Here is a 25,450-nt window from a genome sequence, read left to right as displayed (position 1 = left end):
AGGGGACTGACCGCTTACGCGGAGATCCCGGTGATCTTGACTTCGGTGAACCACTGACGGTGGCCCTTGCGCGTCATGCTGTGCTTGCGGCGACGGAACTTGATGATCTTCACCTTCTCGCCACGGCCGTGAGACACGACCTCGGCAGACACCTTGGCACCCTCGACGTTCGGCGCGCCAACCGTGACGTCGTCATCGTTGCCCACCAGCAGCACTTCGTCGAACTCGACGGTGTCGCCGGTCGGCACTTCCAGCTTCTCGAGCTTGAGCGTCTGGCCTTCCTGAACGCGGTATTGCTTGCCACCGCTCTTGATAACTGCGTACATGTTTCTCTCTCCAGGACTCATCGGGAGTTGGCTCTTCGTCGACCTGCTTCGAGTGGCACCCCTCTTGGCACCATCTGACAGGGAGCGAGATGAGTGGGTCGCGGATTATAGCGGCGAAGCTGCCAACATTCAACAACACCTGCGCCTCGCCATCGCCACGCCCCGGCCCAAAGAGGCGCTGGCACGCTTGACGCCCCTCAGGGGGGCCCATAGCATGGCCGACAATTCGGTCAAACCTCGACCACCCACTACGTCTCATCGATATCGCCTTCATGCCAGCCACCACCGCGCCGACACAGCTCACCACCCCCGACACGCCGATCCACGCGGTGGTGGCCGAAGACTTTGCCGCCGTCAACCGCACCATCCAGACCCAGCTTGCCTCGCGCATCCCACTGGTGGAAGCCATCGGCCAGTACATCGTCGACAGTGGCGGCAAGCGCATGCGCCCTCTGCTGGTGCTACTGGCCGCGCGCTCCCTGGGCTACGAGGGCAACCAGCACGTTACGCTGGCCACCCTGATCGAGTTCATGCACACCTCGACGCTGCTGCATGACGACGTGGTCGACGAATCGCACATGCGCCGAGGCCGGGCCACCGCCAACGACGCCTGGGGCAACGCCCCCTCGGTACTGGTGGGCGACTTCCTCTATTCGCGCTCCTTCCAGATGATGGTCGGGGTCGGCTCCATGCGCATCATGGAAGTTCTCTCGGCGGCCACCTGCACCATCGCCGAAGGCGAAGTCCAGCAGTTGACCAACGTCGGCAACCCGGATGTCGATGAAGCGGCCTACTTCGAGACCATCCAGGGCAAGACCGCCATGCTGTTCGAGGCGGCCTCGCACTGCGGCGCCATCGTCGCCGACGCCACCCCGGAGCAGGAAGCCGCCCTGCAGGCCTACGGCCGCTATCTCGGCCTTGCCTTTCAACTAGTCGACGACCTTCTCGACTACCAGGGCGACGCCGACACCATGGGCAAGAACGTCGGTGACGACCTGGCCGAGGGCAAACCCACCCTGCCGCTGATCCAGGCCATGGCCGTCGGCACAACCGAACAGGCCAAGGTGATCCGCCAGGCCATTCGCCAAGGTGGCCTCGAACGGCTCGACGAGGTTCTGGCCATCGTCCACGACACCGGCGCGCTGGACTACACCCAACGCCGCGCGGAGGAAATGTCGACCAAGGCCCTGGCCCAGCTCGCGGCCCTGCCGCCCTCCGTCTTCCGCGACAGCATGGAGCAACTGGCACACCGCGCTGTGGACCGCCGTACCTGACCATCGGCACGACAGCTGGCATGCTCATGGGGCTTGCACGCCCCGCTCGTTTACGTATAATACGCATCCGTTGTCGCCCGCAGGGCTCGACATCGGAGTATAGCTCAGCTTGGTAGAGCGCTGCCTTCGGGAGGCAGAGGTCGTAGGTTCGAATCCTGCTACTCCGACCAAGAACATCCGTAAAAACGGCCACTTGCCTCATCAGAGCGGTGGCCGTTTTTTATTGCTCGCTGTTTTCTCACTCACGCCCCCTGCTTTACTCTCCCCAAAGGCGCCTCGAAGTGCCTGGCGTCGTTCTATGCCTCCTCATGACAGGGACAGGGAGGCAAGCCCGAAATCGCTCACCTCCCCGCACGCTCACTTACCGGCAACTGGCGCCGCATGTGCCCGAGCACTGGAAAGATGCACACGGCGCAGCTTGACGTTGTCACCGACCAGGTGTCGCTGCAGCTCCTCAAGCGAGACATTGCGCGTTTCCGGCATCAGGAACAGCACGAACACCAGCTGCAGCAGCATCATGACGGCGAAGAAGGCGAACACCGGGCCGCCGCTGAAGGTACCCAGCACCCAGGGCATGACCAGCGTGATCAGGGCCGCAAAGATCCAGTGAATCGAGCTGCCGAAGGATTGACCACGAGCACGCACATGGTTGGGGAAGACCTCGGCAATGAACACCCAGATCACCGCGCCCTGGCTGATGGCATGAGCGGCAATGAACAGGCCGAGCAACAGCGGTACTTCGATGCCACCCAGCGCATCGGTGAAGAAGGCTCTCGAAATCAGTACCAGGGACAGCAAATAACCGGCAGAGCCGATGAAAAGCAGGGTGCGCCGCCCGAACCTGTCGATCAAGGACATGCCGACCATGGTGAAGACCAGGTTGACCAGACCAATACCGGCCGTCGACAGCAGCGCCGCCTGACTCTCCAGCTCAGCGGCCTCGAGCACTCGAGGCGCATAATAGATGATGAAGTTGATGCCGGAGAGTTGATTGAAGAAGGCAATCAGGAAAGCCAGCAGGATCGGCAAGCGATAACGGCGCGAGAAGAACCTGGCATGCGCGCTGCGCTCCTCGTCCTCGGCAGCACGAATCGTGGCAATCTCCGCGTCAGTATCCGCCTCGGGATTGATCAGGCGCAGCACGCGAGTCGCCTCCGCGACATCGTTGCGCTTGAGAATCAGCCAGCGCGGGCTACGCGGCACTCGCGTGATCATCAACGTATAGAGCAGGGCCGGCACTGCCTCGATGCCAAGCATCCAGCGCCAGGCATCCTCGGCGACCAGACTGCCGATAATGTAGTTCGAGATGAACGCCATCAGGATGCCGAAGACGATATTGAACTGATACATGGCGACCAGCAGGCCGCGATGCTTCGGTGGAGCGATCTCGGAGATGTAGGTGGGGGCAGCCACCGAGGAGATACCCACACCGATGCCGCCGAGCAGTCGGAATAGGGCGAACAGCACCGGATCCGACACTACCGCGGAGCCCACGGCGGAGACCAGGTAGAACACACCGATGATGAGCAGGGTGGCGCGACGGCCAAAGGTGTCGGTGGGCCAGTTGCCGAAGATGGCGCCCAGCACGGTGCCCCACAGGGCCATGGACATGATCAGCAGGCCATGCTGGAGATCACTGAGTCCCCAGAGCGCCTGGATGGGCTTGTCGGCGCCCGAGATCACCGCCGTGTCGAAGCCGAACAGGAAACCGGCCAGGGCCACGGTGATCGACCATTGCACGATACGCGTCATTGTCATTGTCCTCTTCTTCTCAAGGCATTGGCGATCTAAGTGAATCGATTCATCTAATAACTGAAAAATCCAACAGGCATTGAACCAAGCCAATAGGTGAATCGTGTCAGCTGAAGGCCATTACAGCAGCCCCGGCCGCGAAGTGCGCTCGAACTTTGGTATGAGAAGCATGCAGGAACATGAACGCCGCCTGTCGCCAGGCGGCTGGATACAGCTCTGATGATATTTGGCATCAACAACCAGCAAAACGATGACGAAATTCATCAACAGTTCCGCCATCAACCACCAATAGGCGACATTAACACTAAGTTTCAACAAGTTATAAAACACACCGAAGTGGCACATCTCTTGCTACATCGCTCCAGGGACTGGCGCTTATCAATGCGCCGGAAACTGGCCTTCGATACCAACAAGAGATAGCGCCCATGCACGTCAGTAGCTTCAAGACCGCCCATCGCCTGATTACCGGCCAACAGGCCTTGCACGAACTTCCCTCTCAGGCCAGCAAGCTTGGCATGCAAAAGCCACTGCTCGTCACCGACCGTGGCGTACGCGAGTCGGGCACCCTGGATCTCGTGACGTCCCGAATGAAGGATCTGGATTACGCCATCTACGATCGCGTGCCGCCTGAACCGGAAATCGAGATCGTCGAGGAATGCACCCAGGTCTTTCGACATGGGGGACATGACGGCTTGATCGCCGTCGGTGGCGGAAGCGCCATGGATATCGCAAAAAGCGTGTCCGTTTATGCCCGGCACAACAATGCCCTGGAAACCTTGTTCGGCGAGGACAAGGTCGAATCATCGCGAGTGCCTCTGATCGCCCTTCCTACAACTGCCGGCACGGGCTCCGAAGTCACCAACATCGCCATCCTCGCCGACAACCAGCAAGGCACGAAGCGCGGTATCGTCAGCGACGACTTGCTGCCCGACGTTGCCCTGGTGGCCCCGGAAATGACAGTGAGCTGCCCGCGCTCGGTGACCGCCGCCAGTGGTGTAGACGCCCTCGTTCACGCCATCGAGGCTTATCTTTCGAACTTCGCCAGCCCCTTGACCGATGCATTGGCGCTCAAGGCCATGACGCTGATCGTCAGGGCCCTGCCCAAGGCATTCGCCAACCCGAACAACCTCGCCGCACGCGAAGACATGGCCACCGGCAGTCTGATGGCAGGGCTGGCCTTCGGCAATGCCGGCGTCGGTGCCGTACATGCCCTGGCCTACCCCCTGGGTGGCCGTTACCACCTGGCCCACGGCGTGAGTAACGCCTTGCTATTGCCGCATGTCATGGCCTGGAACAAGCTGGCCTGCGTCGAACGCTTCCACGATATCGCTCATGCCTTCGACGAACCGTGCCGAGGCCTGTCTGCCACCCAGATCGCCGATAACGTCATCGCGCGATTGCACCGATTGTGCCGTGACGTCGAGATTCCAGCACAACTGCGGGCATTCGATATCCCTGAATCCGCCCTTCCCGAACTGGCCGAAGCAGCCAGCCAGGTCGAGCGCCTTCTGCGCAACAATCCTCGCGTCCTGAGTCGTGACGATATCGAGCAGATCTACCGCGCTGCCTATTAGGCATTTCCTGCCTTGATAACAACACCAATAGTGGAGATACGCCATGAATCAATGGAAACAGCGTGCCGAAGGCGCGGAAACCCCTTATATCGCTCTGGGGCCTTTCAAGCTCCGCCTTCCCTTCCTTCATTATCGCTTCGAGTTGCCCGACTATCTTCAGGGGCTATTGATGTGTGCGGTGGACCTGGCTGCCATCCCCTTGATGACGGAACTGCTGGGCATGCCCTTCGAGGCGGCACTTGCCATCGTGATGCTGAACGGGGTGCTATATCTCCTGCACCACCTGTTTGGCGATCCTGTCGTCCCCGGCTGGATCACGCCAGCCATCCCTTTGCTGATGGCTTACGTATCGACGTTTCCCGAAGGTGAAGCCCGGGTCCATGCATTGATCGCCTTCCAGATGATGCTGGGGATCCTGGCCCTTTTCCTCGGGCGAACAGGACTGGCAGCCAGGGTAGTGAGTCTCATCCCCTCCGCCATCAAGGCCGGTGTGATCATGGGCGCCGGTCTGGCCGCCATCGTGGTGGTCTTCGACGAGGGAGGGCGTTTCTCGCAATATCCCTTCACCATCAGCATCGCCGTAGGCCTGGCCTTCTACCTGATCTTCTCTCGCCACTTCGCCCAACTGAAAGCAAGTGGCGGAGTTTGGGCCACGCTCGGCAAGCTCGGCATTTTCCCCATCATCGTCCTGGCCATCATCATCGCACCACTCTTCGGTGAAGCGCCCTGGCCCAACGTGGAGTGGGGGTTCAGCCAACCCGACTTCGCGCTGATGTTCAGCGAGTACACCGTCTTCGGTGTCGGACTCCCGCCGCTGTCGATGTACGTCACTGCCATTCCCACTGTTCTTGCTGCCTATATCGTACTGTTCGGCGATGTACTGCAAAGCAAGGCCCTACTCGACGAAGCCGACGACATGCGACGCGATGAGAAAGTCGATTACAACCCCGACCGCGCTCACATGATCTTCGGTGGACGCAATCTCGGCATGAGCGTGCTTGGCCCTGATGTGGTGATGTGTGGCCCGCTCTGGGCTGCCATGCAGGTAGTGGTCACCGAACGCTACAAGGAGGGCAAGGCCGCCATGGACTCGATCTTCGGCGGTTCGGGCTCGTTCCGCTGGGGCACCAATACCGGCCTGCTGCTGCTCCCCATCGTCAGCCTGGTACAGCCGATTCTCGGCATTGCGCTGGCACTTACCCTGTTGATCCAGGGCTATGTCAGCGTGCGCATCGGCATCATGGAAGCGCGCAGCCAACGCGACCTGGGGATCGCCGGCGTGATTGCCGCCGTGCTGGTCATCAAGGGAGCCACCTGGGCCTTTGCGGTTGGCGTATTGCTGTGCCTGCTGATCTACGGTCGCCGTTTCTTCTCGGGAGAAAACGATGGCACCTTCGCCAAGGATCTGACCAGAGACACCACGCCCCAACGTCCCGTCTCCGACTCAACCAAGAGTCTACATGAGTCCGATGCCTCGCTTGACGTACATTGAGGCAACGCCCGTCGGCCCTCCCGACGGGCGCCTTTACCGGAGGCAGGACATGCGGCACATCAGGGAAACTCAGAGCATGGCGGAAGTCCGGCCACTCTTCGAGCAGCAGGACGTCGGCGCTGTCGAAGTATTCGACGACGTCGGCCAGGCCATTGGCGTGCTGACCCAGACCGATGTCGACGCCGCCGTTCGGGAGGCCAGGCTCGAGAACCAGGTTGGTGAATGCCTGCGCTATCGCGTTACCGGCGATTCCCCCTCGCTCGACATCGCCGATGTCTCGAGCCACGGCTTCGATCACGAACCATTGCGCTCGGTGCTGAATGCCTTGCACGACGGGGTCTACATCACCGACGCTCGAGGGATCACGGTCACCGTCAACACGGCCTATGAGCGTCTCACCGGAATTCGGCGCGATGACGTGGTGGGCCGACACATGGCCGACCTGGTCAAGGCCGGCTACATCTCGAAATCCGTGTCGCTGGAAGTGATTCGGGAACGTCGCCCCATCACCCTGGTGCAGAGTATCCGCGACCACGACAAGATCCTCGTCAGTGGCATGCCCTTGCTCGATAACGAGGGGGCACTACGCTATGTGATCACCAGCGTCCGCGACGTCACCGAACTACTGCGCGCCAAGCATGCCCAGGAACAGCTCGCACAGATTCGCCGCATGCGCGAGGCCTATGATGTGGATGTCAGGATCGACGACCAGCCACCGTGGTTGATCGTCAGCCCCCAATCCCGAGCGTGCTATGCACTGGCCAGGCGTATCGCCCCCACGCAGGTCAAGGTATTGATCCAGGGAGAAACGGGCACGGGCAAGACACTACTGGCTCGCTATATCCATCAGCATAGCGAACGTGCCGAGGGACCGTTTCTCGAGCTTAACTGCACTGCCATGCCAGAGGGGCTGCTCGAAGCCGAGCTCTTCGGCTATAGCCCGGGCGCCTTCACCGGGGCCGCGCCTCGCGGCAAGCAGGGCCTATTGGATGTTGCCCACGGCGGCACCCTGCTGCTCGACGAGATCGGCGACCTCCCCCTGGCCTTGCAGGCCAAGTTGCTCAAGGTCGTCGAGGAAAACCGCTTCCTGCCGGTCGGCGGCACCGAATTTCGCCATGCCAACATCCGACTGATCTGTGCGACCCACCGCGACCTGCAACAACAGGTCCATCTGGGCCAGTTCCGCGAGGACCTCTATTATCGTCTCAGCGTCGTGCCCCTGACACTACCTCCCTTGCGCGAACGCCGAGAAGAAATCATTCCCCTGCTCAATCATTACCTGGAGCACTTCAACCAGCGCCACCATCAAGATCGATGCTGGCACCCCGAGAGCCTCGAACTTCTCGCCGGCCATGACTGGCCCGGCAATATCAGAGAGTTGATCAATCTCACGGAACGCCTGGTGGTCAGCGCCACCGAGCAGGAAATCACGCCGCACGGCTTGCCCCATGTTCCCGCTTCGCGCGAGAGACCCGATTCACCGGCCATCGGCGGCGGTTCCCTGCGAGAACAGGTCACAGAACTGGAACGCCAGTTGATCGAGACGGCGCTAGCCACCCATGGCACGACTCGTGCGGCTGCCGCAGCCCTCGGCATCGACCAGTCGACGCTGGTCAAGAAGACCCGGCGCTGGCGCTGCTCACGCTCTGCCTGAGCCCGGCTTCGTGTCAGGCAGATTCGACACCATGTCTCCCAGCTTGATGGACCCGACATATCACTCCGTCTCGATGACGAAGTTTGTGATGTCATGGCCAAGAACCCACTCTTTCGGGGCCGTGGAACATCCCTACACCAAGTGCTGACCGCTACCACCGATGTCGTCCGGCACGATCTCCTAACGCGAGCGCTCGATACGCAACCCGTGTCGTCGCAACTTCCTCACCACGCTGGGCTGGCTGATGCCGAGGCGCTCGGCGATGGCGTAGGTCGAGTTCGCTTCGCGACACAGCGCGGCCAGGATGTCGCGTTCGGTGCGGGCCAGCGCGCTCTGGAGCGTCTCGCCTTCGGCCAGGCCGCGGCATCCGGACGGCGCCGCCTCCCGCGTCGTGGTCGCGGCTCGCTCGGGACCTTCCGGCTGCCCGGGCACCTGCCGGGGCCGAATCACGTCTTCGCTCGCCGAGAGCCAGGCACGCTCCAGCCAGTTCTCGAGCTCGCGCACGTTGCCGGGCCACTCCCAGCCCATCAGCGTCTGCCAGGCATCGCGGGCGATGATCTTGTCGCGACCATAACGCGTGTTGAGACGCTGCAGGTGGCGCTCGACCAGGCCGGGAATATCCTCGCGGCGCTCCCGCAGCGGCGGCAGGGTCACGGGGATGACGTTGAGACGATAATAGAGATCCAACCGGAAGCGACCGGCCTCGACACTGCGCGCCAGGTCCTGGTTGGTGGCCACCACCAGGCGGAAATCGACACGCCTCGCGCGGGTATCGCCGAGCCGCGTGATGCAGCCATCCTGGATCACCTTGAGCAGCTTGGCCTGCATCGGCAGCGGCAGCTCGCCGACCTCGTCCAGAAACAGCGTGCCACCCTCGGCCTGCTCCATCAGCCCCGCCTTGCCGCCCGGCGCGGCGCCACTGAAGGCCCCCTGCCGATAGCCGAACATCTCGGATTCGAACAGGCTCTCGGGAATCGCCCCGCAATTGACGTCGACGAAGGGGCCCTTGTGCCGAGGACTCCAGCGGTGCAACTGTCGGGCGAAGGCGGTCTTGCCGACCCCCGACTCACCGAGCATCAACACCGTGGCATCCGTCGGTGCCACTCGCTTGAGCAGCAGCGCGACCTCGCGCATCAACCCGCTGCGAGCCTCCAGGTCCGCCAGTTCGATCTCGCTGCCGGCCTCTTCGCCGCCACCCCGTCTCAAATGCTCGTTGAAGCGCCGCTGCAGCAGGGCGTATTCCTCCTGCAGCAACTGCAGATCGGTGAGATCCATCGAGCGGCTGACCACGGCAACCAGCTTGCCGGCATCGAACACCGGATGTGCCTGGGCGATGACACGACGCCCCGTGCTGGTCACCTGGGCCACCTGAGCCGGCTCGCCGGTACGCATCACTTCCAGGCTGACCGAGGGTCGCAGCACCCCCTCGGCTTCCAGCGCCTGAACCGTGGTACGACACAGAGCCTCACGGGACATGCCGTACACCGCCGCCGCTGCCGGGCTGACATCGCGTATTCGTCCATCGGCCTCGACCACGAAGAAGTGGTCGTGGGCGGTTTCGATAATGGTGCGCAGGGTCAGGGAGTCGAGATCGCTCATGGCATCGATTCATTCATGGATCATTGATCCACAAGTGTATCATCCAAGCCTGTCAGGCGATTCAAAAATGGATCACTCATCCCGATAACTTACTGAAAAACAAGAAAATAAAATCCTGGCACATTTCCTGCTAGAACCAGAGAGACAATCACCACGACTCGGGAAGCCCACCATGAGCGATTTCAACCAGCCCCTCGGCGGTAACGAGATGCCCCGTTTCGGCGGCCCCTCCACCATGATGCGCCTGCCCACCCAGGACGACGCCACCGGCCTCGATGCCGCCTTCCTTGGCATCCCCATGGACATCGGCACCTCGAACCGTCCGGGCACTCGCCTCGGGCCGCGCCAGATCCGCGATGAGTCGCGCATGCTGCGCCCCTACAACATGGCCACCCGCGCCGCGCCCTTCGACAGCCTGCAGGTGGCCGACATCGGCGATGTGCCGATCAACACCTTCAACCTGCCCAAGAACCTCGACATCATCACGCGCCACTATGATGCCGTGCTTGCGCAGGATTGCGTGCCGCTGACCCTGGGCGGCGACCACACCCTGACCTGGCCCGTGCTGCGCGCCATCGCCAAGAAGCACGGCCCGGTCGGGTTGATTCATATCGACGCCCACGCCGACATAAACGACCAGATGTTCGGCGAAGAGGTCGCCCATGGCTGCCCCTTCCGCCGCGCCCAAGAAGAAGGCCTGCTGGACAGCCAGCGCGTCGTTCAGATCGGCCTGCGCGGCACCGGCTATGCGGCCGACGACTTCGACTGGTGCCGGAAGCAAGGCTTTCGCGTCGTCACCGCCGAGGAATGCTGGTACAAGTCGCTGGCGCCCCTGATGGCCGAGGTCCGCGAGCAGATGGGCGCCGGCCCGGTCTACATCTCCTTCGACATCGACGGCCTGGACCCCTCGGTGGCACCGGGCACCGGCACCGTGGAGATGGGCGGCCTGACCGCCCAACAGGGGCTCGAGATCGTGCGTGGCGCCCGGGGACTCAACGTGGTCGGCGGTGATCTCGTCGAGGTCGCTCCGCCCTACGACACCAGCGGCAACACCGCCCTGATGGGCGCCACCCTGCTCTACGAGATGCTGTGCGTGCTGCCCGGCGTCCAATACCGCGACTGACACCCGAATAGCTGTCCCGGCCCATCGGTCGGGCATCCCCATTACAACGCCAAACAGGGTTTCATCATGTCCTCCCTCGACTCCACAACATCTACCGCGACCGGCGGCCCCTTGGGAAAATCCGGGCTGCTCAAGTTCATCGTGCCGTCCTTGATCGGTATCGGCATGTTCCTGGTGCCCTTCTCGACGGGCGACACCATCAACATCGGCATGGGATTGCTCGCCGATGGCCTCAAGGCCCTGCTCGGCGACGCCCTGCCGGCCATTGCCGTGGTCGTGCTGTGCCTCTCGGTACTGCTGACCCTGCTCGTCAAGTTCACCAACCCCGCCTGGGCCCGCGACAATGCCCTGGGCGAGCTGTTCGGCGTCGCGCCACTGTGGCTGGTGATGCGCCTGCTGGGCGCCGCCTTTGCCCTGATGACCTTCTTCCAGGTCGGGCCGGACGTGATCACCGCCTCCTTCACCGGCGGGGTGATGCTCAATGACCTGGCGCCGGTGCTGTTGACCTTCTTCTTCTTCGCCGCCCTCCTGCTGCCTTTCCTGGTCGATTTCGGCTTCATGGAGTTCATCGGCAGTCTGGTGCGCACGCCCTTCCGACGGATCTTCGGTCTGCCGGGACGCAGCGCCATCGATGCCACTGCCTCCTGGATGGGCTCGGGCACCGTGGGCGTGCTGATCACCACCCAGCAATACGAACAGGGCTACTACAACCGTCGTGAAGCCTCGGCCATTGCCACCAACTTCTCAATCGTCTCCATCGCCTTCGCCCTGCTGGTGACCAGCTTCATCGGCATCAACCACCTCTTCATTCCCTTCTACCTGACGGTCGTGGTGGCGGGGCTCATCGCCGCGGTGATCGTGCCGCGCCTGCCGCCGCTGTCGCGCAAGCCGAATACCTACTATGAACCCGTCGGCTGCCGCATCGCCGAGGAACGCACCGGCTCCACCGGCCTGTTGCGCTACAGCCTCGGCATGGCCGTGGCGCGGGCCGAGAAGGCACCGGGCCCCCACGAACTGCTGCGCCGGGCCCTGTTCAACGTCGCCGACATCTTCTTCGGCCTGCTACCGCTGGTGATTGCCATCGGCACGATCGCCCTGGTGTTCGCCGAGTTCACGCCGCTGTTCACCTGGCTGTCGTACCCCATGGTGCCGATCCTCGAGTGGATGCGTGTGCCCGAGGCCGCGGCCGCCGCGCCGGCCACCCTGGTGGGTTTTGCCGACATGTTTTTGCCGGCGGTGCTGGCCAGCGACATCGAGAGCGAACTGACGCGCTTCGTCATCGCCTGCCTGTCGCTGACCCAGTTGATCTACATGTCCGAGATCGGTGCTCTGCTGCTGAAGTCCAAGATTCCGCTCAAGCTCTGGGAGCTGGTGGTCATCTTCCTGCTGCGCACCGCCATCACCCTGCCGATCATCGTGATCATGGGCCACTGGCTGGTCGGCTGAGGAGGCTCGACATGCGTGACACCAACCATCCCGACATGACCTGCGCCGACCTGCTGATCCGCCTGCTGCGCGATACCTACCAGGTGGACACCATCTTCGGCATCCCGGGCGTGCACACCGTGGAGCTCTATCGTGGCCTGCACGACAGCGGCCTGCGCCACATCACGCCGCGCCACGAGCAGGGCGCCGGTTTCATGGCCGACGGCTATGCCCGGGCCACCGGCCGGCCCGGCGTCTGCTTCATCATCACCGGGCCGGGCATGACCAACATTGCCACCGCCATGGGCCAGGCGCTGGCCGACTCCGTGCCCATGCTGGTGATCTCCAGCGTCAATCGCCGCGACACCCTGGGGCGTGGCCAGGGGCGGCTCCATGAGCTGCCCAGCCAGCAACAGCTGCTGGCCGGTGTCTCGCGCTTCAGCCATACCCTGCTCGACCCCGCTGGGCTGCCGGAAGCCCTGGCACGGGCCTTCGCGGTGTTCGAAAGCCGTCGGCCCGGACCGGTGCACATCGAGATTCCCATCGACCTGTTCGATGCTCCGGTTGCGCCACCCACGCATTGGCAGCGTCCGCGCTTGACGCCTCCGGCGCCCGATGCCACCGCCATCCAGGAAGCCGCCACCTGGCTGCGCACGGCCGAGCGCCCGCTGGTACTGCTGGGTGGCGGCTGCGTAGACGCTCCCGTCGCGGCCCGTCGCCTGGTCGAGGGCCTCGATGCGCCCACCGTCACCACCATCAACGCCAAGGGACTGCTGGGCCGCGATCATCCTCTGGACCTCGGCGCCAATGCCTCGCTGCCGGCGGTACGCCGCCTGGCCAACGAGGCCGATGTGATCCTCGCCGTCGGCACCGAACTCGGTGAAACCGACTACGACGTGGTCTTCGACGGCGGCTTCGCACTCACCGGCCGCTTGATCCGCATCGACATCGACCCCGAGCAACTGGCCCGCAACCATCATGCAGCCCTGGCCATCTGCGCCGATGCCAGCCAGGCCTTGAACGCCCTGATGGCTCACTTCCCCGAGAAGCGCGAGCGCCGAGGCGCCGAACGCACCCGCGCCGCTCTGGATGCTCTCGGCCTGAAGCAGGACCCCGCCTTCACCGAGTATGTGCCGCTGTTCGCGACATTGGCCGAGGTACTGCCCGAGGCCATCCTGGTCGGAGACTCCTGCGCCACGACCTATGCCGCCAACCATCTGGTTTCACAGCCCGCGCCCCGGCGCTTCTTCAACGCCTCCACCGGCTACGGCACCCTCGGCTACGGCCTGCCGGCGGCGATGGGCGCGCAGATCGCCCGTCCCGACCTGCCGGTCGTCTCGCTGGTCGGCGACGGCGGCATCATGTTCACCCTTCCCGAGCTGGCCTGTGCCGTCGAGGAGCGACTGCCGCTGGTGATCCTGCTCTGGCATAACCAGGGCTACGAGGAGATTCGCCGCTTCATGGACGCTGCCGGCGTCGAGCGGCTGGGCGTGGACATTCGAGCGCCGGACTTCCAGGCACTGGCAGCGGGCTTCGGCTGCGCCGCCACGCGAGTCGGCGACCGCGACGGCCTGATACGCGCACTGACGCATCGCCCCTCCGGCGGGCCGATGTTGATCGAGATCGACGCCGCCGCCTGGGCCGATGCCGTCGCTCGCGCTTGAGGGCGTGACCACCCTGCCGTTCCACACATAACAACGAGATACCAAAAACGCCAGTCCGTCTCTACGTAAAACAATCAAGGACGCGAAGATGAACGATACATCCCCCTTCCTGGGCCAGGACACCCTGGCTACAGAGCACGTCGAACATAGCCTGGGCTTGCCCGGCACTTTCGCCCTCTGGCTGGGCGCCAACGTGGTCGTCACCACCATTCTGACGGGAATGCTGCTGGTGCCCAGCCTGACCTTCGGTCACGCCATGCTACTGGTGTTCGTCGGCTCGGCCATCGGTATCATGCCGCTGGTGCTCATAGGTCTGATGGGCCAACAGACCGGCATGACCACCATGGTCCTGGCTCGCGGCACCTTCGGGCGCCGGGGTGCGATGTTCCCCGCCTGGGTCAACCTGCTGGCACTGGTGGCCTGGAGCTGGATCCAGGCCTTGCTGGCCGGCATGAGCCTCGATCATGCCGTGTCCACCCTGACTGGTTATTCCAACGTGGCCCTGTTCACGGTCCTCTGCGAAAGCCTGGTCGTGTTGATTGCCCTGCGCGGCCACCTGGGCATCGAGAAAGCGGAAAAACTCGCCGCCGTCTTGATGTTGGGCCTGTCCGGGGTGGTGGTGTTCGCCCTGGCCCACAACTATGACCTGCCCGGCATCACCGAGCTGGATGCCACCGGTGCCCTGGGTGCCGGCGTAGCCTTCGATATCGTCATCACCACCGCCTTTTCCTGGATTCCACTGGCCGCCGACTACAACCGGCACTGCCGTTCATCGCGAGCCGCCGTACTCGGCACCTGGAGCGGCTATGTCACCGCCACCCTGATCGCCATGGGACTCGGCGCCACCGTCTCGGCACTGTCGGTGTCGATCGGATTCCCGCAAACCTACGATCCCACCGAACTGCTCAGCGGATTCGGCTTCGGACTGCCCGCCTCGCTGGTGATCTTCTTCTCCGTGCTGACCACCAACGTGATGTGCGTCTACAGCGCCACGCTCTCCTACATGAGCATTCGTCCACGCACGACGTTCTGGAAACCCGCCCTGATCATCGGTATAGCCTCCGTGCTGGGGTCCCTGATTCCGGGCATTCTCGACAGCTTCCAAAACTTCTTGTTGATCATCGGCAGCATCTTCATTCCGGCCTTCTCGCTGATGATCGTCGACTACTTCCTCATCGGGCGCGAAGGCTACACCCCCCAACGGCTGATCGCGCGTGCCGAGCATCTTCCAGCGGTCAACCTGCGAGCCCTCGGCTGCTACTTGGTCGGCGCGCTACTGGCCTACTACTGGAACTGGGTCGCCCCGCTGAGTTTCGGTGCATCGCTCCCGGTCTTCGTGCTCACCGGCGCGCTCTACTACGTCACCAGCCAGATGGCCGGATGCCAGCGAAAGGTCCGAACATGAGACAGAGCCCGAACGCACGACAGCGCATCACTGGTACCGTATGCGTCTTCCGAGCGATGACATCACCCTGAGCAACGACGGGCTGCGCCGACCGAATCTCCTTCTTCCCCGGAGCCTGATATGCAACACCTGACCAAGCAGTTCATCGACAATCATTGGGTCGAGAGCCAGGGCCAACGCCGCCTGGCGGTGACCGATCCTTATCACCAACGGCAGATCGCCAAGGTCACCACCGGTGATCCGGCCGACGTCGACGCCGCGGTGACCGCTGCCCGGCGGTCCCAGCCAGCCTGGCAGGCACTCGGCGGCGATGGCCGAGCGCCCTATCTCGAGGCCTTTGCCACGCACCTCGAGCAACGCCGCGAGTCGCTGATGCGGCTCTCGTCCACCAATAACGGCAAGGCGCTGGCCGAGGCCGCGATCGACCTCGACGACGCCATCGCCTGCTATCGTTACTATGCCGGTCAGGCCCGAGCCCTGGAGGCCCGCCAGGGGCGCCTGGTGGAACATGGCATGGAGGGTGTCTCGGCACGTACCTACGAGGACCCGGCCGGTGTGGTCGGGCTGATCACGCCCTGGAATTTTCCGCTGGTGACCAGCGCCTGGAAGATCGCCCCGGCACTGGCCGCCGGCTGCACGGTGGTCTTCAAGCCCTCGGAAGTCACCCCGCTGCCGGAACAGGCCCTGGCCGAGATCGCCGAGGCCATCGACCTGCCCGCCGGCGTGCTCAACCTGGTGCACGGCGACGGTGAGGGCATCGGCGCCCCGCTCACCGCGCATCCTGGTATCGACAAGCTTTCGTTCACTGGCAGCAATGCGGTAGGCGCGAAAGTGATGCGTGCCGCCGCCGAGGGCATTCGCGGCGTTTCCCTGGAGCTCGGCGGCAAGTCGCCGATCCTGGTGCTCGACGACGCCGAGGTGGAACAGGCCGCCGACTGGGTGATGGCCGGGATCTACTTCAACAGCGGCCAGATCTGCTCGGCCACCTCGCGCCTGCTCGTCCACCACTCGCTGGCTGACGCCCTCTACGATGCTCTGGGTCGGCGCATCGACGCCATTCGCCTGGGTGACCCGCTGGCCGACGACACCGACATGGGGCCCATGACCAGCGCACGCCAGCGCCAGAGCGTCGAAGACTATCTGGCCATTGCCGCTGAAGAGGGGTTGGTCGCGGTACGCGACGCCCGACATCGCACTCTGCCGAAGCAGGGCGAGTTCATCGCGCCGACGTTGTTCCGGGACGTGCCTACCAGCAGCCGGCTGTGGCGCGAGGAGATCTTCGGCCCGGTGCTCTGCGCGCGCAGCGTCGCAAGCGAAGCAGAAGCCATCGAGCTGGCCAACGACTCCGATTTCGGCCTTGCCGCCACCGTGATTTCCGGCGACACCGAACGCGCCCGACGTGTTGGCCGAGCCCTGCGCGCCGGCAGCATCTGGGTCAACAGCGAACAGTTGGTGATGCCAGAGGCCGGCTGGGGCGGTTTCAAGCACAGCGGCATCGGCCGCGAACTCGGCCCCTGGGGGCTGGCTGCCTACCTGGAGGTGAAACACCTGATCGGGCCGGAATGAACGCCACGGCAGCGAGTAGGCGCGGTGCCCATTACATCACGTAGTAACCACCCGTCACGCCATCCAGCAACAACTCGATGTCGCCATACCGCTTGTGGCGGGCCGCAACCCGCCACAAGGGCTTTCGCACCCACTGCCGCTCGACCCGTTCCAGTCCCGAGGCCGCGCGTCTTTTCAAGCGATGGCGTCGCACCTGCATCACGTGCTGGCGTGCCTTGCGCTCGAGGGGTGGAGTGTCGAGTTCGGGCTGTAGCAACACCGGCGAAGCCGGAGGCGAGCCGAACTCGATGCGCTCCAGCGTCGTGCTGACGCCCTGGCAGCGATCGACCAGGCAGCTCATCAGTTCCTGGCGCGTTCGCCCCCAGCGCCGAGATTCCCACCGGAAGGTGAACAGCAGGTAAGGAAATCCCACGGCCTGGACGTCCCGAGCCTCCAGGGCAGTATCGATTCCCGCGATCCGTCTCGCCACGTCGTCCAGAGAAAGCCGGGCAGACAGCCAGGCCTCCTCTGTATCGACGACCGCGTTCAGCGCTTCCTCCTTCATGTCGGTCGCTCGGCGGATTTGAGCGTCAAGGCCTCATGGGCCATTTCGAAGCTCTGCCGAGAGGCCAACGACCTCGGCAGGGGACGCAGCTCTTCCGTTTCCTGCATGGCCCTCAGGATGTGCTCCGGCACGGGGTATTGCCGCTGTGTCGCCAGGCTGACGGCGACCATGGTGACGCTCGACAGCACCAGGCCGGCCAGCATGGGATGGATCTCGGTCGCCGCCTCCAGGCCGAGGTACTTCCACAGGAAGGCCACGACAGCACCGACGATGATCGATGCCAGAGCCCCCGGCGTGTTGGCCTTCTTCCACCACACCGCTGCCACATAGGCCGGCAGGAAAGCGCTCCCCAGCACCGAGGTGGTGAAGACCACGATCGAGAACACGGCAGGCGGCTCGAACAGGGCAATCACGGCACACGCCATGCCGAGCAGCAGCACGATAAGCTGCGATACCCGCACCATCTGCTTCTCTTCCATCCGCGGATTGATGAAGCGCTCATAGAGGTCACGCGCCGCGATACTGCCCGTCTGCAGCAGGATGGAGTCCGCCGTGGACATGATGGCCGCCATGATCGCCGCCATCACGATGCCGACGACGGCCGCTGGCAGCAGGTTCTGTGCCAGGGCGAAGATGGCCTGTTCTGGGTCATCGAGATCCGGCAGCACCAGAATCGCCAGCGTGCCCAGAATATAGGGGGCGCTCACGAACACCAGGTTCCAGAGCGTCGAATAGACCCCGGCACGCCGGGCATGGAAAGGGTTGCGCATCGCCATGTGGCGCGTCACCACATGGGGCCAGCCCATGTAACCGATCGAGAAGATCAGCAATGCGCCAAGCACGATGCCCCACTGCCCCTCGTAGGCAAGATCCCGCCCCCAGACGCTGAGCAACGTCGGATCAAGGGCGGCAAGGGCCTCGTTGGCGGCCGTCAGTCCGCCCACTTCCTGGAGTGTGGCGAACAGAATCCAGACGATGCCGACCAGCATGACCAGGCTCTGCAGCAAGTCCGTATAGGCCACCGCACCGTACCCGCCCATCAGGGTATAGGCGAGAATCACGGCCACGGCGATCAGCAAGGAAGCCTCGTAGGGCAAGCCCGTTACCATTTCCAGACCTTTGCCGCCCGCGATGAACTGCGCCAGCACATAGGCCCCCAGCAGAAAGACAGAAAGCACGGCCGAGATGAGGCGCACCCACTTGCTGGGATAGCGTTTCTCGAGATATTCGATCGAGGTCAGGGCACCCATGATCTGGGACAGCTTGCGCATGCGCCTGCCCAGCACGGAGAGGTTGACGACACCGCCACCGATGTCGCCTGCTGCATACCAGAAGCCATAGTAGCCTTGGGTGTAACCCAGCGAGCCGGCGCCGAGGAACATGTAACCGCTCATCGACGTCGACTGCATGGTCATCGCCGTCACCAGAGGACCGACATTGCGACCACTCAGGTAATAGCCTTCCATGCTGCTCGACCCACCCCGGCGCATGGCAACGATGCCCACGGCCAGCATGGCCAGAAAGTACAGCGCGAGAAAAAGTAGTACCGTCGAATTCACTCATGCCTCCTTGTTATTGTCATGTCGTTCATTCGCCGGATGGGGCTACTCCTCGCGCCCCGACTGCTTGAGTCCCGGCCAGCCTCGCGTCACCCACAAGAACCCCAGGGTGTAGAGAATCCAGAACACCGGCACGCCAATGACGAGCCAGGTGGTCGAAGCAGGTAATCCGAACATCGCGCCTCCTGGTTGCTGTGGAACAAACTGCCACTGATAACAGCACCGCCCCCAAAGACGGGGACGGGCACGTGTTTCAGGACGGAAACGAGAACTGTGCGCCCTCGCGCACCCCGGCCGATGGCCAGCGTTGGGTGACAGTCTTGCGCTTGGTGTAGAAGCGCACGGCATCCGGGCCGTAGGCAGCCAGGTCGCCGAACAGCGAGCGCTTCCAGCCACCGAAACTGTGGTAGGCAACCGGCACCGGCAGCGGCACGTTGATGCCGACCATCCCCACCTGGATACGGTCGCTGAAGTAACGCGCCGCCTCGCCGTCGCGGGTATAGATACAGGTGCCGTTGCCGTACTCGTGATCGTCGATCAGCTGCATGGCCTCTTCCATGGAGTTGACGCGCACCACCAGCAGCACCGGGCCGAAGATCTCCTCGAGATAACAAGTCATGTCGGGCGTCACGCGGTCGATCAGGGTGCCGCCGACATAGAAGCCGTTCTCGTGGCCCGGCACCTGTACGCCGCGGCCATCGACTACGACTCTGGCCCCTTGCTGCTCGGCGCTGTCGATATAGCCGCAGACCTTCTCCTGGTGGGCCTTGGTGATCACCGGACCGAAGTCGTTCTCGGGGTCATGGAAGGGGCCGACCTTGAGAGTCTTCATCCGCCCCTGCATCTTGTCGATCATGGCGTCGGCCGCCTCGTCGCCTACCGCGACCGCCACGGAAAGCGCCATGCAACGCTCGCCGGAAGAACCGAAGGCGGCCCCGGTCAGGGAGTCGACCACATTGTCCATGTCGGCATCGGGCATCACGATGGCATGGTTCTTGGCACCGCCCAGGGCCTGGCAGCGCTTGCCGTTGGCGCTGGCACGCTGGTAGATGGTTTCGGCGATCGGCGTGGAGCCGACGAAGCTGACGGCCTGCACGCGGGCATCGTCGAGCAGGGTGTCGACGGCTTCCTTGTCACCGTTGACGACATTGAGCACGCCGGCAGGCAGTCCCGCCTCCAGCGCCAGCTCGGCGATATAGAGCGCCGAGGTCGGGTCGCGCTCGGAGGGCTTGAGCACGAAGGTGTTGCCGCAGGCGATGGCCATCGGATACATCCACAGCGGCACCATGGCCGGGAAGTTGAACGGCGTGATGCCGGCGACCACACCCAGCGGCTGAAACTCGCTCCAGGAATCGATGCCCGGGCCGGTGTTCTTGCTGTGCTCGCCCTTGAGCAGCTCCGGTGCGCCGCAAGCGTACTCCACGTTCTCGATGCCGCGCTGCAATTCACCCTTGGCATCGTGGACGATCTTGCCGTGCTCCTGGCCGATCAGCCGGGCGATCTCGTCGGCGTTCTGCTCCAGCAGCTGTTTGAAGTTGAACATCACGCGAGCGCGCTTGGCGGGCGGCGTACTGCTCCAGGCCGGATAGGCGGCCTCGGCGGCGGCGATGGCATCCTCGACGGTAGCCTTGCTGGCCAGACTCACCTGTCCGCCGACCTCGCCGGAGGAAGGGTTGAAGATGTCCTGGGTGCGCCCTTCACCGGCGACGCGTGAGCCGTTGATCAGATGGCCGAGTGTGGTCATGTATTACCTCTTTAATGCAGCTGCTAGGAGAATAACTTGGTGCTGACGGTCCGATGCGCTGTTCCGTCGACAAGCCTCCGCGAGGGCGCTGTAAACCCTTCCCTGGGCGCTACATCCGCCCTGCGGCGCTCTCGCCTCCTGCTCCGCTTGCAGGACCTGGGCTGGCCTTCCATAGCCAGCCCGTTCGGTGGCATGCGCCTCACCCATGGCGGATGACCCTCGCTTCGCCCTGTCCCCGGCGCGCATCTCGACAGGCGTCGCCTGATTTATTCCAGCTCACCGAGCGCGTCGCCCAATGCGTTGATGAGCCGGTCGATTTCCTCGCGCTCGACGATGAACGGCAGGCCGAGCTGGATGGTGTCGCCGCCATAGCGCACATAGAAGCCTTTCTCCCAGCACTTCATGGCGATCTCGAAGGGGCGTCGTGCCGGTTCGCCGGGATAGGGCTCGATCTGCAGGGCGCCGGCAAGACCGTAGTTGCGGATGTCGCTGACATGACGCGCCCCCTTGAGACCGTGCAGGGCTTCCTCGAAGACCGGGCTCATCTCGCGAACGCGCTCGATCAGGCGATCGTTCTCGAGCACATCCAGCGCGGCCAGGGCCGCAGCACAGGCCACCGGATGGCCCGAATAGGTGTAACCATGGGGCAGCTCGAGCATGTAGTCGGGGCCGCCCTGCTCCATGAAGGTCTGGTAGATCTCGTCACGCACGATGACCCCGCCCATGGGCACGGCACCATTGGTCAACTGCTTGGCAACATTGAGCATATCCGGCACCACGCCGAACGCGTCGGCGCCGGTCATCGCTCCCATGCGGCCGAACCCGGTGATGACCTCGTCGAAGATCAACAGGATGTCGTGCTGGTCGCAGATCTCGCGCAGGCGCTTGAGATAGCCCTTGGGTGGCGGGATCACCCCGGCCGAGCCGGCCAGCGGCTCGACGATCACCGCCGCGATGTTGGAGGCATCGTGCAGGGCGATCAGCTCCAGCAATTCATCAGCCTTTTCAGCACCGCGCTCGGGCATACCCCGCGTGAAGGCGTTTTCCTTCAGCAGCGTATGAGGAAGATGGTCAGCATCGACCCCTTGGCCGAAGAGCACGCGGTTGGCTCCGATGCCGCCCAGGCTGATACCGCCGAAGTTGACGCCATGATAGCTCTTGGAGCGACCGATCAACTTGGTCTTGGCCGGTTTGCCCTTCTTGCGCCAGTAGGCCCGTGCGATCTTCAGGGAGGTGTCCGCGCTCTCGGAACCGGAGCCGGTGAAGAAGGCGTAATCCAGCCCCTCGGGCATCAGCTCACGAAGACGATGGGCCAGCTCGAAGGCCTTGGGATGACCGAACTGGAAGGCTGGCGAATAGTCCAGCTCGCCGAGCTGGCGGCTGACCGCCTCGGTGATTTCCGGGCGACAGTGGCCGGCACCGCAGGTCCAGAGGCCGGAGAGGCCATCGAAGATGCGTCGCCCCTCGGCATCCGTCAGATAACTACCCTCGGCGCCGACGATGATGCGTGGATCGCGCTTGAACTGGCGATTGCCCGTATAGGGCATCCAATAGGCATCCAGCTGCTCGGGGCTCAACCCGGCGGCCGGGGACGCATTTCGAACTGACATGGCAGCACCCTCTCGTGAGTCACCGTGATGGAGGTTCTGACAAGAAAGCTAGCCCTGCCCCATGTTCAATTAAATATCGATATATTTATTCTTCTGTAAGCCATGGGTTAACTTTCAACACCTCCGTGATAGCCTGGCCATGGGATGCCATCGAGGAGTGCGGTGCGATGTCACGCCGAAAAGAGGCCCTGGGCGGCCAGGTCAGCGATGCCGACCTTCGCCTGCTGAGAATCTATCGCAAGGTCGTGGAGTGTGGCGGATTTTCCGCGGCGGAGGTGGAGCTGAACATCAGCCGGGCCGCCATCAGCATGGCCATGAACGACCTGGAAACGCGCCTCGGCCTGCGCCTGTGCCAGCGCGGGCGCAGCGGCTTTGCCCTGACCGACGAAGGCACCGAAGTGTTCGATGCCGCCCTGCAACTGCTGGCCTCGGTGGAAGGTTTCCGCACCCGGGTCAATGGCCTGCATGCCCGGCTCAAGGGCGAGCTCAACATCGGCATCACCGATAACCTGGTGACCATGCCCGAGATGCTGATCACCGATGCCCTGAGCGCGCTCAAGGAGCGCGGCCCGGATGTGCGCATCAACATCCGCATGATACCGCCCAACGACATCGAGCTGGCCGTGCTGGACGGGCGCCTGCATACCGGCGTGATTCCGACACTCAAGCCCCTGCCCGGGCTGCAGTATCGTGCGCTATACCAGGAAGCCTCGCAGCTTTACTGCGCCCCGGGACACCCTCTCTTCGATGCCGAGCGCGTGACCGGGCAGCAGTTGGCACAGTGCGATGCCGTCGTGCCTGCCTATGCGCAGACACCGGAGATCAAGGCGCTTCACGAACCGCTCAAGGCCGCCGCCTCGGCCACCGACCGGGAAGGCATCGCCTTTCTGATCCTCTCCGGTCGTTACCTCGGCTACCTGCCGACCCACTATGCCGAGCGCTGGGTACGCGACGGCCGAATGCGTGCCCTGAATCCCAGCGATTGCCACTACCTCACACACTACAGTGCCATCACCCGGAAGGGGGCACCGCCCAACCTGGTACTGGAAAGCTACCTCGAAGAACTGGAGCGCCTGTCGCGCCCTGCAACGACGAGGTCAAACGAGACATGATGACGTCCTCCTGAGTCTGAACGCGGATCGGGCATGCTGGAGACACGAGCGCGAAGGACATGCCCCTCAATGTATGAAAACTACGTCTTTCGCCCCTTGATGTGCCGGGACCCCGCCCCATATAGGTAAAAGTACGCAAACACATCATGAATCTTCTAATCTTTTAACCGATCAATCCTGGCGCGGGCCCACCGCCCAAGGCGACATCCCACGACACGGAGCGAACATGAGCACCCAACAGACCCTGCCCAACCCCGGTCTCGGCACCTATCGCCTGGAAGGCGACACGGTGAGGCGCGTCATCGATACTGCCCTGAAGCTGGGTTATCGCCATATCGACACGGCGCAGTTCTACGACAACGAGGCCGATGTCGGCGCCGCCATCGCTGCCAGCGAGGTCCCCCGCGAGGAAATCTTTCTGACCACCAAGGTCTGGTTCGACCGATTGCAACCGGCCGACCTCAAGGCCAGCGTCGACGAGAGCCTAGAGAAGCTCGGCACCGAGTATGTCGACCTACTGCTGATCCACTGGCCCTCGCCCGGCGACGAGGTCCCGATGGCCGACTACCTGACGGCCCTGAGCGAAGTGCAGCAGGCCGGCAAGACCCGCCATATCGGTGTTTCCAACTTCACCCGGGCGCAGATCGACCAGGCCATGGACATCCTCGGCCCCGGAGCCTTGCTGACCAACCAGATCGAAGTCCACCCCTTCCTGCAGAACCGGGATCTGGTCGCCCATTGCAAGAGCCACGACATCACCGTGACCGCCTTCATGCCGCTAGCGGTGGGCAAGGTGATGGAGGATGCCACCCTGCAGCGCATCGCCGAGGCCCATGACGCCACGCCGGCACAGGTGGCCATCGCCTGGCTGAACCAGCTGGACATCGTCACCTTCCCGTCCTCCACCAAGGAGACCAACCTCAAGCGCAATATCGAGGCCCTGGACATCACCCTGAGCGACGAGGAAATGGCCGAGATCGCCACCCTCGATCGCGGCGAACGCATCGCCAACCCCGAGATCGCCCCCGACTGGGACCAATAAACCGGCCTGCACCTCCTCGACTCGGCAGCTTCCGACAGCGGAGCTGCCCGGTGAACTGCGCAATTCTGTCCAAGCCCCGGCGGCCGAGTGACGCTACAGTGGTGGCGTACAGGGCACAGACGCCGCCCGAGGAGGTGCGACCGTGATGCAACAGAGCCAGTTTCGCTTCACCAGAAGCCGGCATGTGCCGGGGCTCACCATGCTGCGCGCCGCCATGAGCGACTTCCGCTATGATCGCCACGCCCACGAGGAGTATGCCTTCGGCGTGACCCTGGCCGGACGCCAGGACTTCTTCAGCAGCGGCGAATACCACTGCAGCCGCCCCGGCACCGTCATCGAGCTCAATCCGGACGAGGTCCATGACGGCCAGGCAGGCAGCGACGCTACCCTCGACTATGTGATGCTCTATGTGGACCCGGCGCAGCTCGCGCCGCTGTTCGCCAGTGCGGCAGGCCGGGAGAGCGCCAGCCAGTTTCGCGCCACCGAGACATTGCTCCACGACGACACCCTGCGTGGCGAGATCCTCGACCTCGCGCGGCGAATCGATACCGACACGGGCAGCCGCATCGATCAGGAGTACGCGCTCTATCGGATCGCCGCTCGGCTGATCCAACGGAGCGGCAACCTGGATGAGGAAGTGTCGACGGGGCGCACCGACAAGCTGCTGGAGCGGGCAAAGGCATTCATCCATGCCCACGCCGAGCACGACCTTTCCCTCGAGGAGATCAGTCAGGCGGCCCATCTCTCCAAGTATCACTTCCTGCGGTTGTTCCGTCGCCAGTTCGGCATCACCCCGCACCAGTACGTGCTCAACTGCCGCATCAACGCCGCCCGCTCGGCCCTTGATGCGGGCCAAGAGCTCAACGACGTGGTCGGCCGCTACGGTTTCGCCGACCTGAGTCACTTCAACCGCCGCTTCAAGCGCATCTACGGCATGACGCCGAAACAGTATCAGCGCAACGTCACCACCTGACCGGACCCCATC

General features: G+C 63.5%; 20 protein-coding genes and 1 tRNA gene. 13 read left to right on the top strand and 8 right to left on the bottom strand.

Annotation, left to right across the window (positions count from 1 at the left end; translation table 11 throughout):
- Positions 1-14: 14 nt before the first annotated feature.
- On the bottom strand, positions 15-326 hold the full coding sequence (rplU, locus tag HSDC_RS12005; protein ID WP_064700185.1) for a 50S ribosomal protein L21: 312 nt from the start codon (positions 324-326) through the stop codon (positions 15-17).
- A gap of 272 nt (positions 327-598) precedes the next feature.
- Between rplU and ispB the strand changes: the two genes are divergently transcribed.
- Both ispB and HSDC_RS11995 read left to right on the top strand, forming a co-directional pair.
- Positions 599-1,600 (top strand): octaprenyl diphosphate synthase, encoded by a 1,002-nt coding sequence (gene ispB, locus HSDC_RS12000; protein ID WP_064700184.1) that lies wholly within the window; start codon positions 599-601, stop codon positions 1,598-1,600.
- Between the two features lie 93 nt (positions 1,601-1,693).
- Positions 1,694-1,770 (top strand) — tRNA-Pro (locus HSDC_RS11995).
- 187 nt (positions 1,771-1,957) lie between these two features.
- Here HSDC_RS11995 and HSDC_RS11990 read toward each other — a convergent pair.
- Positions 1,958-3,358, bottom strand: coding sequence for a sugar porter family MFS transporter (locus HSDC_RS11990; RefSeq protein WP_244534497.1), 1,401 nt, complete (start codon positions 3,356-3,358; stop codon positions 1,958-1,960).
- A 419-nt stretch (positions 3,359-3,777) separates the two neighbouring features.
- Between HSDC_RS11990 and HSDC_RS11980 the strand changes: the two genes are divergently transcribed.
- The 3 genes from HSDC_RS11980 (at position 3,778) to HSDC_RS11970 (ending at position 8,072) form a co-directional block, all read left to right on the top strand.
- Positions 3,778-4,926 (top strand): iron-containing alcohol dehydrogenase, encoded by a 1,149-nt coding sequence (locus tag HSDC_RS11980; protein ID WP_064700181.1) that lies wholly within the window; start codon positions 3,778-3,780, stop codon positions 4,924-4,926.
- Positions 4,927-4,969: 43 nt separating this feature from the next.
- Entirely contained in the window at positions 4,970-6,418 is a 1,449-nt protein-coding gene (locus HSDC_RS11975) for a hypothetical protein (protein ID WP_064700180.1), read from the top strand.
- Between the two features lie 76 nt (positions 6,419-6,494).
- Positions 6,495-8,072: a sigma 54-interacting transcriptional regulator gene (locus HSDC_RS11970; protein WP_244534498.1), complete on the top strand. Its 1,578-nt coding sequence runs from the start codon at positions 6,495-6,497 to the stop codon at positions 8,070-8,072.
- A 180-nt stretch (positions 8,073-8,252) separates the two neighbouring features.
- On the opposite strand, the gene HSDC_RS11965 is transcribed toward HSDC_RS11970, so the two are convergent.
- Positions 8,253-9,671 carry a sigma-54 interaction domain-containing protein gene (locus HSDC_RS11965; RefSeq protein ID WP_064700179.1) on the bottom strand — a complete coding sequence of 473 codons (1,419 nt, stop codon included), beginning with the start codon at positions 9,669-9,671 and terminating at the stop codon, positions 8,253-8,255.
- 172 nt (positions 9,672-9,843) lie between these two features.
- Here HSDC_RS11965 and speB point away from each other — a divergent pair, with 172 nt between their 5' ends.
- From speB to HSDC_RS11940, 5 genes are all read left to right on the top strand, one after another.
- Positions 9,844-10,794, top strand: a complete 951-nt coding sequence (gene speB, locus HSDC_RS11960) for an agmatinase (protein ID WP_064700178.1) — start codon at positions 9,844-9,846, stop codon at positions 10,792-10,794.
- 66 nt (positions 10,795-10,860) lie between these two features.
- Positions 10,861-12,240 (top strand): YjiH family protein, encoded by a 1,380-nt coding sequence (locus tag HSDC_RS11955; RefSeq protein ID WP_064700177.1) that lies wholly within the window; start codon positions 10,861-10,863, stop codon positions 12,238-12,240.
- Positions 12,241-12,251: 11 nt separating this feature from the next.
- On the top strand, positions 12,252-13,883 hold the full coding sequence (locus tag HSDC_RS11950) for a 5-guanidino-2-oxopentanoate decarboxylase (RefSeq protein WP_082920025.1): 1,632 nt from the start codon (positions 12,252-12,254) through the stop codon (positions 13,881-13,883).
- An 88-nt stretch (positions 13,884-13,971) separates the two neighbouring features.
- Positions 13,972-15,288: a purine-cytosine permease family protein gene (locus HSDC_RS11945; protein ID WP_064700176.1), complete on the top strand. Its 1,317-nt coding sequence runs from the start codon at positions 13,972-13,974 to the stop codon at positions 15,286-15,288.
- A gap of 120 nt (positions 15,289-15,408) precedes the next feature.
- Complete coding sequence (locus tag HSDC_RS11940) at positions 15,409-16,854, top strand: aldehyde dehydrogenase family protein (RefSeq protein WP_064700175.1); 1,446 nt, start codon at positions 15,409-15,411, stop codon at positions 16,852-16,854.
- Between the two features lie 31 nt (positions 16,855-16,885).
- Here the strand turns inward: HSDC_RS11940 and HSDC_RS11935 are convergent, their stop codons facing one another.
- The 5 genes from HSDC_RS11935 to aptA form a co-directional block, all read right to left on the bottom strand.
- Positions 16,886-17,398, bottom strand: coding sequence for a hypothetical protein (locus tag HSDC_RS11935; protein WP_064700174.1), 513 nt, complete (start codon positions 17,396-17,398; stop codon positions 16,886-16,888).
- On the bottom strand, positions 17,395-18,957 hold the full coding sequence (locus HSDC_RS11930) for a sodium/proline symporter (protein WP_211612821.1): 1,563 nt from the start codon (positions 18,955-18,957) through the stop codon (positions 17,395-17,397). The genes HSDC_RS11935 and HSDC_RS11930 overlap by 4 nt, the downstream gene beginning before the upstream one ends.
- Positions 18,958-19,002: 45 nt before the next feature.
- A complete protein-coding gene (locus HSDC_RS17035) occupies positions 19,003-19,134 on the bottom strand; it encodes a hypothetical protein (protein ID WP_258027406.1) in 132 nt (43 codons plus the stop codon).
- Between the two features lie 76 nt (positions 19,135-19,210).
- Positions 19,211-20,701 (bottom strand): CoA-acylating methylmalonate-semialdehyde dehydrogenase, encoded by a 1,491-nt coding sequence (locus HSDC_RS11925; RefSeq protein WP_064700173.1) that lies wholly within the window; start codon positions 20,699-20,701, stop codon positions 19,211-19,213.
- Positions 20,702-20,967: 266 nt separating this feature from the next.
- Positions 20,968-22,311, bottom strand: coding sequence for an omega-aminotransferase AptA (aptA, locus tag HSDC_RS11920; RefSeq protein ID WP_064700172.1), 1,344 nt, complete (start codon positions 22,309-22,311; stop codon positions 20,968-20,970).
- A gap of 167 nt (positions 22,312-22,478) precedes the next feature.
- Here aptA and HSDC_RS11915 point away from each other — a divergent pair, with 167 nt between their 5' ends.
- From HSDC_RS11915 to HSDC_RS11905, 3 genes are all read left to right on the top strand, one after another.
- Positions 22,479-23,423 (top strand): LysR family transcriptional regulator, encoded by a 945-nt coding sequence (locus tag HSDC_RS11915; RefSeq protein WP_064700171.1) that lies wholly within the window; start codon positions 22,479-22,481, stop codon positions 23,421-23,423.
- A gap of 226 nt (positions 23,424-23,649) precedes the next feature.
- Complete coding sequence (gene dkgB, locus HSDC_RS11910; protein WP_064700170.1) at positions 23,650-24,465, top strand: 2,5-didehydrogluconate reductase DkgB; 816 nt, start codon at positions 23,650-23,652, stop codon at positions 24,463-24,465.
- A 142-nt stretch (positions 24,466-24,607) separates the two neighbouring features.
- A complete protein-coding gene (locus HSDC_RS11905) occupies positions 24,608-25,438 on the top strand; it encodes an AraC family transcriptional regulator (RefSeq protein ID WP_082920024.1) in 831 nt (276 codons plus the stop codon).
- Positions 25,439-25,450 lie beyond the last annotated feature (12 nt).

The sequence above is a fragment of the Halomonas caseinilytica genome (assembly GCF_001662285.1).
GTDB classification, from domain to species: Bacteria; Pseudomonadota; Gammaproteobacteria; order Pseudomonadales; family Halomonadaceae; genus Halomonas; species Halomonas caseinilytica.
The sequence above is the reverse complement of the archived record's forward strand: the minus strand, read 5'-3'. Positions and strand labels throughout refer to the sequence as shown.